14 protein-coding genes and 1 tRNA gene are annotated in these 13,990 nt (G+C 46.8%); 1 reads left to right on the top strand and 14 read right to left on the bottom strand.

Annotation, left to right across the window (positions count from 1 at the left end):
* Positions 1–3: 3 nt before the first annotated feature.
* The 13 genes from J0B03_RS11050 to J0B03_RS10990 all read right to left on the bottom strand — a co-directional run bounded on the left by J0B03_RS11050 (position 4) and on the right by J0B03_RS10990 (position 12,315).
* The gene (locus J0B03_RS11050; RefSeq protein ID WP_207299652.1) at positions 4–558 is read right to left on the bottom strand and encodes a Holliday junction resolvase RecU; all 555 of its coding nucleotides are present in this window, start codon (positions 556–558) and stop codon (positions 4–6) included.
* 6 nt (positions 559–564) lie between these two features.
* The gene (locus J0B03_RS11045) at positions 565–1,527 is read right to left on the bottom strand and encodes an RluA family pseudouridine synthase (protein ID WP_207299651.1); all 963 of its coding nucleotides are present in this window, start codon (positions 1,525–1,527) and stop codon (positions 565–567) included.
* 12 nt (positions 1,528–1,539) lie between these two features.
* The gene (gene polA / locus J0B03_RS11040; protein ID WP_207301056.1) at positions 1,540–4,209 is read right to left on the bottom strand and encodes a DNA polymerase I; all 2,670 of its coding nucleotides are present in this window, start codon (positions 4,207–4,209) and stop codon (positions 1,540–1,542) included.
* A 103-nt stretch (positions 4,210–4,312) separates the two neighbouring features.
* Positions 4,313–5,488 (bottom strand): DUF4349 domain-containing protein, encoded by a 1,176-nt coding sequence (locus J0B03_RS11035; protein WP_207299650.1) that lies wholly within the window; start codon positions 5,486–5,488, stop codon positions 4,313–4,315.
* 3 nt (positions 5,489–5,491) lie between these two features.
* Positions 5,492–6,043 (bottom strand): sigma-70 family RNA polymerase sigma factor, encoded by a 552-nt coding sequence (locus J0B03_RS11030; protein ID WP_207299649.1) that lies wholly within the window; start codon positions 6,041–6,043, stop codon positions 5,492–5,494.
* Positions 6,044–6,216: 173 nt separating this feature from the next.
* Positions 6,217–6,303 (bottom strand) — tRNA-Leu (locus J0B03_RS11025).
* 69 nt (positions 6,304–6,372) lie between these two features.
* On the bottom strand, positions 6,373–6,729 hold the full coding sequence (gene rplT, locus J0B03_RS11020) for a 50S ribosomal protein L20 (protein WP_207299648.1): 357 nt from the start codon (positions 6,727–6,729) through the stop codon (positions 6,373–6,375).
* Positions 6,730–6,758: 29 nt separating this feature from the next.
* The gene (gene rpmI, locus J0B03_RS11015) at positions 6,759–6,953 is read right to left on the bottom strand and encodes a 50S ribosomal protein L35 (RefSeq protein WP_207299647.1); all 195 of its coding nucleotides are present in this window, start codon (positions 6,951–6,953) and stop codon (positions 6,759–6,761) included.
* A 57-nt stretch (positions 6,954–7,010) separates the two neighbouring features.
* Complete coding sequence (infC, locus tag J0B03_RS11010; protein ID WP_207299646.1) at positions 7,011–7,559, bottom strand: translation initiation factor IF-3; 549 nt, start codon at positions 7,557–7,559, stop codon at positions 7,011–7,013.
* A gap of 160 nt (positions 7,560–7,719) precedes the next feature.
* Positions 7,720–9,627: a threonine--tRNA ligase gene (thrS, locus tag J0B03_RS11005; RefSeq protein WP_207299645.1), complete on the bottom strand. Its 1,908-nt coding sequence runs from the start codon at positions 9,625–9,627 to the stop codon at positions 7,720–7,722.
* 288 nt (positions 9,628–9,915) lie between these two features.
* On the bottom strand, positions 9,916–10,638 hold the full coding sequence (locus J0B03_RS11000; RefSeq protein ID WP_207299644.1) for an HAD family hydrolase: 723 nt from the start codon (positions 10,636–10,638) through the stop codon (positions 9,916–9,918).
* A 61-nt stretch (positions 10,639–10,699) separates the two neighbouring features.
* Positions 10,700–11,425 carry a DUF6873 family GME fold protein gene (locus tag J0B03_RS10995; protein ID WP_207299643.1) on the bottom strand — a complete coding sequence of 242 codons (726 nt, stop codon included), beginning with the start codon at positions 11,423–11,425 and terminating at the stop codon, positions 10,700–10,702.
* Positions 11,425–12,315 carry an aminotransferase class IV gene (locus J0B03_RS10990; RefSeq protein ID WP_207299642.1) on the bottom strand — a complete coding sequence of 297 codons (891 nt, stop codon included), beginning with the start codon at positions 12,313–12,315 and terminating at the stop codon, positions 11,425–11,427. Before J0B03_RS10990 ends, J0B03_RS10995 begins: the two co-directional genes overlap by 1 nt.
* 59 nt (positions 12,316–12,374) lie before the next feature.
* Here J0B03_RS10990 and J0B03_RS10985 point away from each other — a divergent pair, with 59 nt between their 5' ends.
* A complete protein-coding gene (locus J0B03_RS10985) occupies positions 12,375–12,701 on the top strand; it encodes a nucleoside triphosphate pyrophosphohydrolase (protein WP_207299641.1) in 327 nt (108 codons plus the stop codon).
* Between the two features lie 18 nt (positions 12,702–12,719).
* Here the strand turns inward: J0B03_RS10985 and J0B03_RS10980 are convergent, their stop codons facing one another.
* Positions 12,720–13,889 (bottom strand): TraB/GumN family protein, encoded by a 1,170-nt coding sequence (locus J0B03_RS10980; RefSeq protein WP_256436423.1) that lies wholly within the window; start codon positions 13,887–13,889, stop codon positions 12,720–12,722.
* Positions 13,890–13,990: the final 101 nt, after the last annotated feature.

The following is a 13,990-nucleotide window of genomic DNA, read 5'->3' as shown; positions in this document are numbered from 1 at the left end:
ACATCACTCCATCGTCTCATTTTCAGGGTTGCAGTCTACAAGATATGCCTCTACCGCTCTCAAATAATGCAGATAAAAAAGTCCTTCTCTTTTGATTTCATATGCTTCGTTCATGGCTTTCCAGGGTATGGACTTCCTGCCCCCTTCTTTTGCAGCGTTCCAGTATCGCTTGATCTCTTCAAAAGGCAATAGAAAACATCGGTCTACTGCAGTAAATTGAACGATGATGAAAGCCAATCCGTTTTGCCGGCTGAACTGATCCATGAATTCCATCTGGTGGTCATGAATGTTGGAAATGGGAAGGCTCTGCTTTCCCGTCTCCTTGACGTCAAAACAAACAGGGATCCCTTGAATGTTGCCCATGTAATCCACTGTGCTTTTCTGTTCAAAATATGCCAGGCGGATGACCCGCTTTTCCGGGTCCAGTTGGATCGGTTTTATGGCCGTCGGTAGTTTCTGGATGACTGCCAATCCATGTTTCAAATACTCTTCATTGGTCAAGTTGATAAATTCTTCCAACGTACTCCCCCGAAGGCCCCTGCTGTTCCAATAAGCCAATGTCTTTCACCTCCCGAACAGATCGTCTGTGATTTTTTTCAATTCTTTCGGCAAAGGAGACGCCAATACCAGATCTTGATTCTTCTGGTAGTCTTGAACAACGGTTTTGTGATTGTGCAAAAATTGGTTTTTCAATCCATAACGATCGCTAAATTGTTTGTTTAGCACAGGATCTCCATATTTGGGATCTCCGATCACCGGCATTCCAATGGATTGGAGATGAGCTCGGATCTGATGGGACCGACCTGTATGCAGATCGACTTGAACCAGGGTGTATGTCCCGTTTCCTTTCACCGGCTCCAGGATGGTCACCACTTTTTTCCCGCCTTTTTTTTCATCCGGCCATACTGTGGACTTGTTTTCCTTTTCATCCTTCGTCAAATAACCTTCCAATCGACAGGCTTTCTCCAAATTTCCATGGATCAGGGTGATATAGTATTTTTCTACCTGACCGATCCTCCATTTTTCGTTGAGGTCCATTCGGGTGGGATTGTCTTTCGGGATAAAGACTAGACCGCTGGTATTTTTGTCCAGTCGGTTGGTGCTGGAGGGCACAAAGATCCTTTCCTTTTCCGGTCGATAGGCACCGGTGTCCATCAAATATCGAAGGGCCGATTCCACTACCCCGTCATCAGCTCCATGGGTCAGGATCCCGGAAGGCTTGTTCCATACCAACAAATGCTCGTCCTCGTATGCGATGGGCGGTTCTTCCTGGTTCTTTACAGCGGTTCCTTTCGGCAACGTCTTTCCGCCTCGAAACTTTTGTATGGTGTCTTCCGCTAAAAAAAGCTCCAACCGATCATCTTTTTTCAAGATGTAGGATCCCTCTTCCCGCTTACCGTTGACCTTGATGTACTTTTTCCGGATGATCTTGCCGATAAAGCCTTTTGCCGCCTTGTTCAAGTATTTCCCCAAGAAGCGGTCCAAACGCTGGTTTTCCTCGTTTTCAGAGATCTGAAGCGCCCTCATGACCCAAGCACCTTACTTGGCTTCATACCAGTTCGCTCCTTCCGATATGTCCACGGTCATGGGTACTTTCAACTGGAATGCCTGCTCCATCTCCTCCACGACGATTTTTTTTACATCGGCAATTTCGTCTTTTGGACAATCCAAGACCAGTTCGTCATGTACCGTCAGGATCAATTTGGATCTTCGTTCTTCTTTTCGAAGTCGATGATATACATTGATCATGGCGATCTTCATAATGTCTGCTGCACTTCCTTGAATGGGCGTATTCAGGGCCAACCGTTCTCCGCTTTTGGCGATCATGGCATTTCTGGAATGGATCTCTGGAATAAACCGCCTTCTGCCGCTGATGGTAGTGACAAATCCATCCGCCTTCGCTTTTTCCACGATATCCTTCATATATTTTTCCACATTCGGGTACCGTCCAAAATAGGTATCGATGTATTCCTGCGCTTCTTTTCGACTGATCCCCAGATCCTGGGACAAACCATAGGCCTGTTTTCCATAGATCAATCCAAAATTGATGGCCTTGGCAAACATCCGCTGCTTCGGCTTAACATTTTCCAATGCCACGCCAAAAATTTCCGATGCCGTTCTGGAGTGGATGTCTTCCCCTTGGACAAAAGACTCCATCAATGTCTTGTCTTCCGAAATATGGGCAAGGACCCTCAGCTCGATCTGGGAATAATCTGCATCCAGCAACACGTGATCTTTTTCAAAGGGGATAAAAACTTTTCGGATCTTTCGTCCGATCTCGATCTTTATGGGAATGTTCTGCAAGTTCGGATCCGAACTACTGATTCGTCCCGTGGTGGTCAAAGCTTGGTTGAAGGTGGAATGGATCCTTCCCGTACGCTTGTTCACAAACTGCTTCAACCCCTTCACATAGGTAGAGCTGAGCTTTGAAACCGTCCGATAATCCAAAATCTCTTCAATGACAGGGTGCATGCCTTTGAGTTTTTCCAACACTTCTGCATTGGTGGAATATCCGGTTTTTGTTTTCTTTTGTACCGGCAGCTGCAACTTGTCGAACAATACCTCTCCCAACTGTTTCGTGGAATTGATGTTGAAGGTCTCCCCAGTCAGTTTGTAGATTTTTTCCGTCAATTCCTCCAGTGTCTTGTCAAACTCCTCATCCAGTCGTCTCAGTTCCTCCAAGTCCACGTTGAACCCTTCATATTCAAAGGAGGCCAGCACTTCCACCAGGGGCAGTTCGATATCCTGAAACAGGTGGTTCATTTGGCTTTCTTCAATGGCTTTTTCCAGCGCCATTTGCAGGTCGTCCATCAAGGCAGCACGGGTACACAAGAGATCCCTGGTTTTTTCTTCATCTGTTTCATCAAAGGTCGTTTGATTTTTTCCTTTACCAAACACATCGTCTTCGGAAGGTATGGTAACATCCAGATATTTTGACGATACCTCATGAAAGCCGTATCGGTTGTCGGAAGGATCCAACAAATAAGCCGCCAAAAAACCATCGAACATCAACCCGTTCAAGGAGATGTCCCATTGAAAAAGCCAGGTGTAAATCGCTTTTACATCATATCCAGCCTTGGCTGTCTTTTTCGATCGAAAAAAGGGAGCCAGGGTTTTAGCCAGGGTTTCCTGGTCGAAAGCGGTCGCCGTAACATAGTGGCATACTTGATCCATACATACGGCAAAGGCCTTCAGTTCCACCACATCGGTTTTTTCGGTAAAATAGACGAAGGGCACTTTGGGTCTACTCAGCATGGTTTCCACCAGTTTCTTCAGCTGCTTTTCTTCCACCACTTCGATGATTTCATGATTCGTGGTCTCTTTGGCACCCTCCAAGAACTCCTCATCACCCTGGAGACGTTTCACGATGGAATAACACTCCAACTTTTCAAAAAAAGCCAACACTTCCGGTGTGTTGTACACCAAAGTCGTGTAATTGTTCAAATCAAAATCGATGGGAACGTCCTGGATGATTTTCACCAGGTGCCTGCTCAAAAAAGCATTTTCTCGATCCGTCTCCAGTTTTTCTTTCAATTTTCCCTTGATCTCGTCCAGGTTTTCATAAACGCTTTCCATATCTCCATACGTCTGGATCAACTTAAGGGCCGTTTTTTCACCCACGCCGGCAACACCGGGTATGTTGTCCGATTTGTCGCCCATAAGACCTTTTACATCGATCAGATCTTTGGGACTGAGACCATAATCCTGAAAAATGGTTTCCCGGGTGATCTCGTCCAATTCGCTGATCCCTTTTTTGGTAAACAATACGTGGATGTTGTCGTCAATGAGCTGAAAGGCATCCCTGTCTCCCGTCAAAATATCCACTTCCATGCCGTTGTCGCTGCAGATCTTAGCGACCGTGCCGATCAGATCGTCGGCTTCATATCCTTCCATGGAAATCTTGTGGATGTCCATCTTTTCCAGCATTTCCATGACGTAATCCACTTGGATCTCCAGATCTTCCGGCATCAACAGGCGGCCGGCTTTATATGCTTCGTACGTATCGTGGCGAAACGTCGGTTTCTTTTCATCAAAAGCCACGCCTATGAAATCCGGTTGGAACGATTCCAAAATGGTTATCAGGATGTTGGCAAAACCATAAACTACGTTGGTGGGGATCCCGTCTTTTGTAGACATGGGACGCACTCCATAGAACATTCGGTAGATCAGACTGAATCCATCAATGATAATTAAACGCTTTTTTTCCATATTCACCATCACTTTTCCTTTTCACCTTTACTCCATATAGTTTACCATAATTTGACGTCATATAAATATTTGATTTCATGAAAAAAACCTCCGAAGAGGTTTTTTACTGGGATTTATTTTTTCTTTTTTTCCACAAGAACTTTCCCAGGAATCCGGCTGCCGCCAGTACCACAATGAATGGAAGCAATCCTGTCAAGATCACGATCAGGTTCGATACGCTTGCAAGCAGGTAGTTTATGCTTTTCACGAAAGTGTCCCGGATCCTGGCGCCAAAATCCGAAAATGGACTGGTGACTTTGCTAACGGCTACGCTGCGTTGGTATAAATGAACTTGTATGGTGGAATAAGCCACCTGGGTATCCCAATTCTTGATCATGGTGGAGCGATAGTTGATCTCGCTGCGAACACGGGCAAGTTGTTCCTCAATAGTCAGCATGTCTTCTATGGTCTCCGCTTCTTCCAAGTAGGCAAGAAGTCGATCCTGTTGAATGAGATAACTGTCCAATTCTCCCTTGACGTCCTGGTATTGTTGGGTGATATTGGTGGTGTTGACGTTGCTGCTGATCACATCGCCAAAGTCTTCCAGTGCTTTCATGGTATCGTTGAAATCAGAGGACTGGATCCTAAGAACCAAATAACCGGACTGGGAACCGTCCTGTTCTGTCCGCTGGGAGAAATCCGAACTGGACTGCTGGATGAATCCACCCAACCCATTGGTATATGCAATGATGTCTTCCATGGTTTTCTTCAAGTCTTCCGTATGGAGGCTGATGCTTCCATTATAGATGATCTTGGTAGGATCAAAATCACCGAGGGATTCTGCCCCTTCCTTATCCATATCCTCCCGACCCTCACCAGGGGCCATGTCTCCTCCGTCCATTCCCTGCTCACTGTCGTCACCACCGAATTGCGGATAACCGCCGTTATCAGCAGCACTGTCGTTGCTCCCCATGAAACCGCCTCCCAAAAATCGGCTCATCAAGGGAACGATCAACACAAAAACCACCAACAATGCCGCCGCATAGGGCAACCATCGTCTGTTGGAAAAATATTTTTTCTTGTCCGGGCCCATCGCTTTCACTGTCCTTTCCTTGACCGAAGATCCCAATGTCAGCCTGGGCGTCTGGGACAATGTACCGGTCATCTTTTGAAGGTCGTCCCGATAGAGCCGACACTCTTCACAAGTTTTCAAATGGTCGTCCAACTCTTGCTTTTCCTTGGGATCCAAATCACCATCCAGATCCCGGCTGATCCACTCCAAGTATTTTTCGTGATCCATGATTCACCCCTCCCTCTTTTGGTGCAACATCTTCAAGTCTTCCCGCAATCGATGTCGTCCTCTGCTGATGCGACTTTTTACCGTTCCTTCCGGCACATCCGTCAAGTTGCCGATCTCCTGGTAGGACAAACCAAGCACGTCCCTTAAAATGACGGCTTCCCGAAACTCTTCTTCCAAACCGTCGATGGCTTGGAGGATCATCTGATGATCCAGTCTTTCCATGACGAGCTGCTCCGTCTGGCTGCTCTCGTCCCGGAGGATATCGGCATCAGACAAGGGGTAGGTTTCTTTTTTGCGCCGCCAATAATCCCGGGCGCTGTTCAATGCGATTTTATAGACCCAGGTGTAAAAGCTGCTGTCGCCATGAAAGTTTTTTCTGTTTCGATAGGCTTTCAAAAATGTTTCCTGTGTCAAATCTTTTGCTTCTTCTCGATCGGAAATCATCCGGGCCAGCATGTTGTATACGGCATTGCCGTATTTCTCCATCAACAATCCAAAAGCCTCTTTATTCCCCTTTTGAAAATCTTCCAAAATATTTTTTTCGATCGGGTCCATTTCAATACCCCCTCTGCTTATTTAGACGCAAGGGCTCCAAAATAGTTCCTGGAGTTCTTATATTTGATTATATCGAAAACAGGAGAAAAAGAAAACCAAACACTATTCCCCAAAAAATAAAAAAAACCGGCACATGTCCGGTTTGTTCTTCTTGGATGATCTTCGATAAAAAATGGTGCCGAAGGCGGGAGTCGAACCCGCACGAGTGTTACCTCACTGGATTTTGAGTCCAGCGCGTCTGCCAATTCCACCACTTCGGCATCCCGTGAAGACAAGAATTAGAATACCATACCAAATGTATGGAAGTCAAGAACTTATTGACTTATTTTTTAGTTCAATTTTGCCTTTGCAACATCCACCAATTGGGTGAATGCGGCCATGTCGGCTACTGCCAATTCAGCCAGGATCTTTCGGTCGATCTGGACATCTGCCAGTTTCAAACCATGCATCAATCTGCTGTAGCTGATGTCGTTCATTCTTGCAGCTGCATTGATCCTTGCGATCCATAGAGATCGATAATCCCTTTTCTTTTGCTTTCTTCCTGAATATGCGGATCTAAGGGCTCTCATGACGGCTTCATTCGCCGGTCGGAACTGCTTGCTCTTTGCTCCGTAATAGCCTTTAGCGAGTTTTAGAATTTTCTTGTGCTTTTTCTTTGCGTTTAATGCTTTTTTTACTCTTGCCATTTTTTAACCTCCTATCTGTTGTTTTATCATCAATATGGTAAGATTTTCTTTACGTTTGCGGCATCTGCGCCTTCCAGATAGCCAATCTTTCTCAAATTTCTCTTTCTCTTTTGAGATTTCTTGGTCAAAATATGGCTTCTATATGCTTTTGCTCGTTTAACTTTTCCAGATTTTGTCACTTTGAATCTCTTTGCGGCTCCTCTGTGGGATTTCATTTTTGGCATTTTGCTTCCTCCCTCCTGTATGTAAGCGTAGTTTTATAATCAAACGGGGTCCAATCTCTAGCTGTCTTTTTTGGGCATCAGGTACATGACCATGCTTCGCCCTTCCATTTTTGGCGGTTTCTCGATTTTCCCCACTTCTGAAACGATCTCTGCGAATTTAAGCAACAGTTCCTTGCCCGAATCCGTATATGCCATTTCTCTTCCTCGGAAACGAACCGATGCTTTTACACGGTCTCCGTTTTCCAGGAATTTGATGCAGTTTTTCGCCTTGACGTTCAAATCGTGGTCCTGCACGGCGGCAGACATTCGGATTTCTTTCACGTTGATGACTTTCTGCTTCTTCTTGGCTTCCTTCTCTTTACGACTCTGCTCGTATTTGAATTTTCCGTAATCCATGATTCTGCAAACAGGCGGTTTTGCATTGGGAGAAATCTTCACCAGATCCATTTCCTTCTCATCGGCCATCTGTTGGGCGTCTCTCGAAGACATGATCCCCAGTTGCTCTCCATCATCGCCAACCACTCGGACCTCTCTGTCTCGGATTTGCTCATTGATTTGGAATTCTTTGCTGATAAGTATACACCTCCATCTTATTTTTGCGCTCATTGGCGCCCTTCTTGCCTATAAAAAATGGCAGGTAGAATGTTCCACCTGCCATGATAAACACGGTTTCTATGAACCCGGGTTGCATCAACCCAAGGTGAGAAGTGGACCTTCTACTTTGTTACCAAGTAATGATACCACAACCGTCACCTCAAGTCAAACCTCAATTTGATTTTTCTTTGATTTCTTTTTGCAATTTTTCCAACAGCACTTCCGGCTGTATGGATCCCAGATCCCCTTCTTTTCTGGAGCGGATGGATGCGCTGTTGCTGTCTGCTTCCTTCTGGCCAATGATGAGCATGTACGGGATCTTGTCCATTTGGGCTTCCCGGATCTTGTATCCGATTTTTTCGTCCCGCATGTCCACATGGACCCGTATGTCATTTTCTTTCAACATGGCGGACAACTTTTCTGCATGTTCCTTGAAAGCGGGTGCAATAGGAAGGATCCGGACTTGTTCCGGTGCCAGCCACAATGGAAATGCTCCAGCGTAATGTTCGATCAAAATACCGATGAAGCGCTCGATGCTGCCCAATACGGTCCGATGGACCATGACCGGTCGGTGCTTTTCGTTGTCTGACCCGACATAGGTGAGGTCAAACCGCTCCGGCATCTGAAAGTCCAGCTGGATGGTACCGCACTGCCAGGTTCTGCCGATGCAGTCCTCCAAGTGAAAATCGATCTTTGGCCCGTAGAAGGCGCCGTCCCCTTCGTTGATCCGGAAAGGGATCTGCTTTTCTTCCAAGGTTTCCCGCAAGGCCTGGATGGCAACCTCCCAATCCCCATCGTCACCGATGGCGTTTTCCGGTTTGGTGGACAATTCCACCCGGTAGGTAAATCCAAAAACTTTGTAGATCTTGTCCGTCAGGTCAATGATCTCCTTGATCTGATCCTTGATCTGATCTGGTGTCATGTACAAATGGGCATCATCCTGGGTAAAGTTTCGAACCCGCATCAATCCATGGAGAGCACCCGACAATTCATGACGATGGACCAGTCCAAGTTCTGCCATCTTGATGGGCAGATCCCGATAGGAGTGCATGGTGCGCTTGTACATGAGCATGCCTCCCGGGCAGTTCATGGGTTTGACTGCAAAGTCCCGGTCGTCAATGGTGGTAAAGTACATGTTTTCCCGATAGTTGTCCCAATGACCGGAACGTTTCCACAACTCCACATCCAGGATAATGGGTGTTTTGATCTCTTCGTATCCTTGTTTGGTGTGTTCTTCCCGCCAAAAATTTTCAAGGATGTTTCGAAGGATCATCCCTTTTGGATGAAAGAATGGGAATCCGGGACCTTCTTCCTGAATGGAGAAAAGATCCAATTCCTTGCCCAGTTTTCGGTGGTCCCTTCGTTTCGCTTCTTCCAAACGTTCCAAATAGTCGTCCAGCTGGGCCTTTTTGGGGAAAGCAGTCCCGTAGATCCGTTGCAGCATTTTGTTCTTCTCGCTGCCTCTCCAATAGGCTCCTGCTATGCTCTGCAGTTTGTACGCCTTTACCTGTCCGGTATTCATCAAGTGAGGTCCTGCGCACAGGTCCACAAATTCGTCCTGGGTGTAAAAACTGATGACCGCGTCTTCCGGCAGATCTTCGATCAACTCCACCTTGTAGTCTTCCCCCAGATCTTTCATCCGTTGGATCGCATCTTCCCGTGGCAATTCCTCCCGCTGGATCTGGATCTTTTCCTTGATGATCTTTTTCATTTCTGCTTCAATGGTATCCAGATCTTCCGGGGTCAGATTCCGCTCCAAGTCAAAATCATAGTAAAAACCGTTGTCGATGGCCGGTCCGATGGCCAGCTTAGCTTTTGGAAAGATCCGTTTGACCGCCTGAGCCATAATATGGGTGGAAGTATGCCAGTAGGCGTGTTTTCCTCCATCCGAATCAAATGTCAGAATGTTCAAATCACAGTCCTTGTCCAGTACCTTGCGAAGATCCTCCAGATCTCCGTCCACCTCTGCAGCGCAGGCCACCCTGGCCAATCCTTCGCTGATGTCCAAAGCCACCTGATAGGCTGTCGTCGGTTGTTCGTATTCTTTCACACTTCCGTCTTTTAATCGTATGTTGATCATTATTTTAACCTCCCATATTCAAAAATATAAAAAAGCCCCTTGCATTTGCAAGGGGCGTGCACGCACGCGGTTCCACCCTAATTGATCGAATCCACTCATTTTGGTAACGGTCATCCCGGCACGGCTTACTGTACTTCAGCCTGCAACTCGGAGGGGGTATGATCGATCCCTGTTTTAAAGGTGCTTTCAGCTTTGCACCTTCTCTCTGGTAAAACGGTCAATCGCCACATGGCCTCGTCTACGTCTTTGGTCCATTATAGATTTCCAAGGAAAATCTGTCAATCCTTTTTACAGGATTTTCACATCGGCAGGGATCTGGTAGATCACGTCTTTTCGCTCCACGATGATACTGGCCTTTTGGACCAGTTCCGGATCTTCCTGAAAGATCTCTACCAGTTTTTTGATGGGATTGATCAATACAGGATGTCCCACCATCTTCAACATATGATAATCCCCTGTTGTATCTCCATAGGCATAGCTGGCTTCCAGATCCACCTCATGTTTTAGGATGAACTGGCATAAAAATTTGTTTTTGCTCTCGGAATCCCACATGGGTTCGATCTCTCCGGTGAATCGGTTGTCTTCCCCCACAAAGTACTTCGTGCCCACAAAATGCTCCACATCATACTTTTCCGCCATTTTTTCCACCAGGTATTCCGGGCTGCCGGATATAAAAACTACCAGATGACCCTCTTTTTGGTGCCATTTGATCCGATCCCGGGTAAAACGATATACCCGCTCCCCTTTGAGCTTGATCACCTGGTCCGTAATGAAGTGGATGTAGTCACGCTCCAGGCCCTTCATGTTTTGAATGTATATGTCGGCGATCTCCAAAAGATAATCTTCATAATCGCCGTGACGCTTCACCCAGTTTTCAAATTTTCGCTTGGCATCACCATGCCAGATGGCCGGATCCAGCACTTCGTACTTGATCAGTTTTTTAAAATGCTCCACCATGAGGGAATCCCGATAAAGAGTCCCATCCACGTCGAAAAAAGCGGCTGTTGACATACCAACACTCCTTTCCTTTTCCTAATGATACCTCATTAAGATGCCCATGAAACATTCTCTCCTATACTACCGACTGTGGATCCAGAAAGAAAATGCTTCCGATATCCAGCAAGGGTCCCTCCCAAAGAGAGATGCAATCATACCCACGTGCTTCTGCAAATTCTTTCATCTGTCGCCCCATTTTGTGGGTGGACCAATGCCCGCAGAAAAAGATCTTTTTTTCTTCTTCCAGCACACCGGTGGCTCCTCCAATAAAACCATACTCCATCCCGGCAAGCTCTATCTGCCCCGGTTCGATCAGCAAGACATCATAACCGGCCTTTACGGCCTCCTTCCAAATGGAACGATCCGCCGTCACCAGCCCTTTCTCCGAAAGAATCAAGGTAGAGCACTTGGTGTAGCCCTGCCTGACCGGCACCAGTTGTTTCCCCCTCTTTTGCAATTCTGCTTCACATACGGGATCTGCAGCCCCTTTCAAATGGAAATAATGATTTTCGGTGATCGCCAGGTTGTAGGGAATGTCCGCCGGATATTTTGCTTTCAGCATTTTTTCTCCCAGGATCACCCGGACTCCCAAGTTCTCCAGCTTTTTCATGGTCTCCCCGTCAAAATCCGGTTGCACGACAATGGTTTGTCGATCCAACGGACACAACTGGATATCCGGATGGGTCTGGATGGCCGGATAGAGGACATCATATGCTGGAATGGTGACAACGTGTTCAACATGTTCTTCCAATTCTTTTACCGTATCCCGAGGGATCTGGGAAGAGCAGACGGCGATTCTCATCAGTGTGTCCATCCTTCTTCCGGGCTTTCTTGTTCCTTTTGCGCCGCTTTCTTTTCGTATCCGTCTTTCAATCTTTTCAAGACGGGGTGATCCAGGGGAAATGCCCTCCCGTCCACATCCTTGACCGGCAGCACCCCGATGGATGTGCCCGTGAGAAAGATGCCGGACACTTGGTCCAGATCCTGGATCGAAAGGAACCCTTCCTCTACTTTTATACCTTCTTCCCTGCAGATCTCGAGAACTTTTTTTCGGGTGATCCCCGGCAGCACTTCCTTGGCCGGGGGCGTCACCAAAGAATCGTTTAAAATAAAAAATATGTTGGTCTTGCTGCCTTCCCGGATCCATCCTTGAGAATCCACCAGCAACAATTCAAATTTTCCTTGAAAACCCTCCTGTTGGAGCAGGTCTTTGTAGGACTGTGAAACGGTTTTGATGTTGGGATTTTCCCGATCCACCCGGTGGGTCACCACGCTGGCCCCTTCCTTTCTGGTTTTTTCATCGGGGACTGCTGTGGGGATCAGGTACATGTACAAATGGAATCCGATCTCCAGTGGAACATACACCAGCCTCAGGTTCCTACTTCCACCACCATTGGCATGGATCAATCTCTCCATGGACTCCTTCAGGACCAGGCGTTCCGGCTTTGCCTTTTTTCCTGCCAGTTCCAGGGATCCATAAAACCGGTCCAGATGATCTTCCAAAAAGACCAGTCTGCTATCCACCATGCGGATCACCTCATAGATGCTGTCCCCGGGGAAAGCTTCCATTTGATCGGGTTTTCCCACCAATGCTCCATTTTTGTATATGAAACTGCCAAGAATCTCGCTCAAGTTTTCCACCCCATTATCTTTTAATAATTTGATGGTACCATATTCCCAAATGGATTGCATGGTTTTAATCCATCCACTTGGGATATATATAGGATAACAACGATTAGGAAGGTGAAGGGATGAAAATCAAGTACAACAAACTGGTTCGGGACATGATCCCCGACTTGATCAAGAAAAGCGGACGCCAATACGCTGTTCGGGTGCTGGATGATGCATCCTACCAGGATGCATTGGTGGAAAAGATCATCGAAGAGATCCGGGATTTCCATGAAAGCGGCAATGAAGAAGAGTTGGCAGATATTTATGAAGCTTTGGATTGTCTGGTGGATCATATGGACTACGAACCCATGCACATCGACTATCTTCGGATGAAAAAAAAGGAAGCCAGAGGCTCCTTCAAAGAACGATATTTTCTTGTAGAAGTAGAAGAACCGGACGAAGCATGATCGTCCGGTTTCTCTTATTTAAAAAAACAAATCGAAAAAACTGGTCACGATGTTCAACCCGCTGATCCAGATGCCAATGGTGCATCCGATGTTGGAGAAAGCCACCACCAGGAGGATCCGGGTCACTTTATTCTTCCAAAACCCTTTGAGAGTATAGAGATCTTTGGACAAACGTTCAAAGTCTTCCACCTTAGGCTTTCGGATATGGGCCTCCATCAATCCGGCAAACCATCCCGTCGCCAAAAGGGGATGGATGGCGCTAAGGGGTGCCATGACAAAGGACGCAACAGCCGAGAGCACATGACCTCCTGCAAGGAAGGTTCCAAGGGCTGCCAAACTACCCACCCACAATATGAAGCGGAGCACCTGGCTCCAGGCCATGGAGGTGTCGACCGTAAAGGTCAAACCGATCATCACCAAGATCAATCCGGGAAGGATCCATCCGCCGATCTTTGATGCCAGGGTCTTCTCCGGAATGGAGTCCAGTTCTTCCAGATCCTGTTCCTTGAACAATTCTTCCTGGACACCGGGAACATGGGCCGCTCCCAAGATGGCCACCACTTTCTTTCCGGGTGCTTCTTTGATTTTTGCCGCCAGATATTGATCCCGTTCATCCACCAAATAGGTTTTCAAGGTGGGAAAGGATTTGGACAGCTCCGTCAAGGCGGAAGAAAGCATGTCCTCCGTCTTCATTCTCTCCAGATCTTCTTCCGTGATCTCTTCATCGTCGATGAGGGAATACATGATGCTGCTGATGAGCTTGATCTTTCCCCATAAGCTGACTTTTCGCCACAAACGGGTAAATGTGGTCTGGATCTTCCGGTCCGCCATAACGATGTTGGCTTGCAATTCTTCTGCCGACTGGATCCCCTGGATCATTTCCTGTCCAGCCTGGATGTCAAACTGCTCTGCGATCTTTCGTTGATAGTTGGACAATATGATGTTGGTGAGCATGAAACCGGCTTTTTTTTCCTTGATGATCTGAACGATGTCCGTATTTCGCCATTTATCCTTGTCCTTGATGGACTTGTAGCGCTGTTCATCCAGTTCGATGCATACGGAGTCCGGCTGTTCCTGTTCTACGATCCGTTTGACCAGTTCTGCACTGTTTCTGGAAACATGGGCTGTCCCCACCAGTACGATTTCCTTGTCATTCATTTGTATTCGATATATGTTGTTTTCTTCCAAAACGTCACCTTACATTCCATTCGATTTTCATACCTTCTCATTGTATCGGATTTTTCCCGTTTGGAAAACCCTTTTAAGTTTTGCTTAATCAAAGAAAGTCG

Origin of the sequence: Alkalibacter rhizosphaerae, assembly GCF_017352215.1 — a bacterium.
In the GTDB taxonomy this organism is placed as follows: Bacteria; Bacillota; Clostridia; order Eubacteriales; family Alkalibacteraceae; genus Alkalibacter; species Alkalibacter rhizosphaerae.
This window is presented reverse-complemented; position numbering and strand designations above follow the sequence as displayed.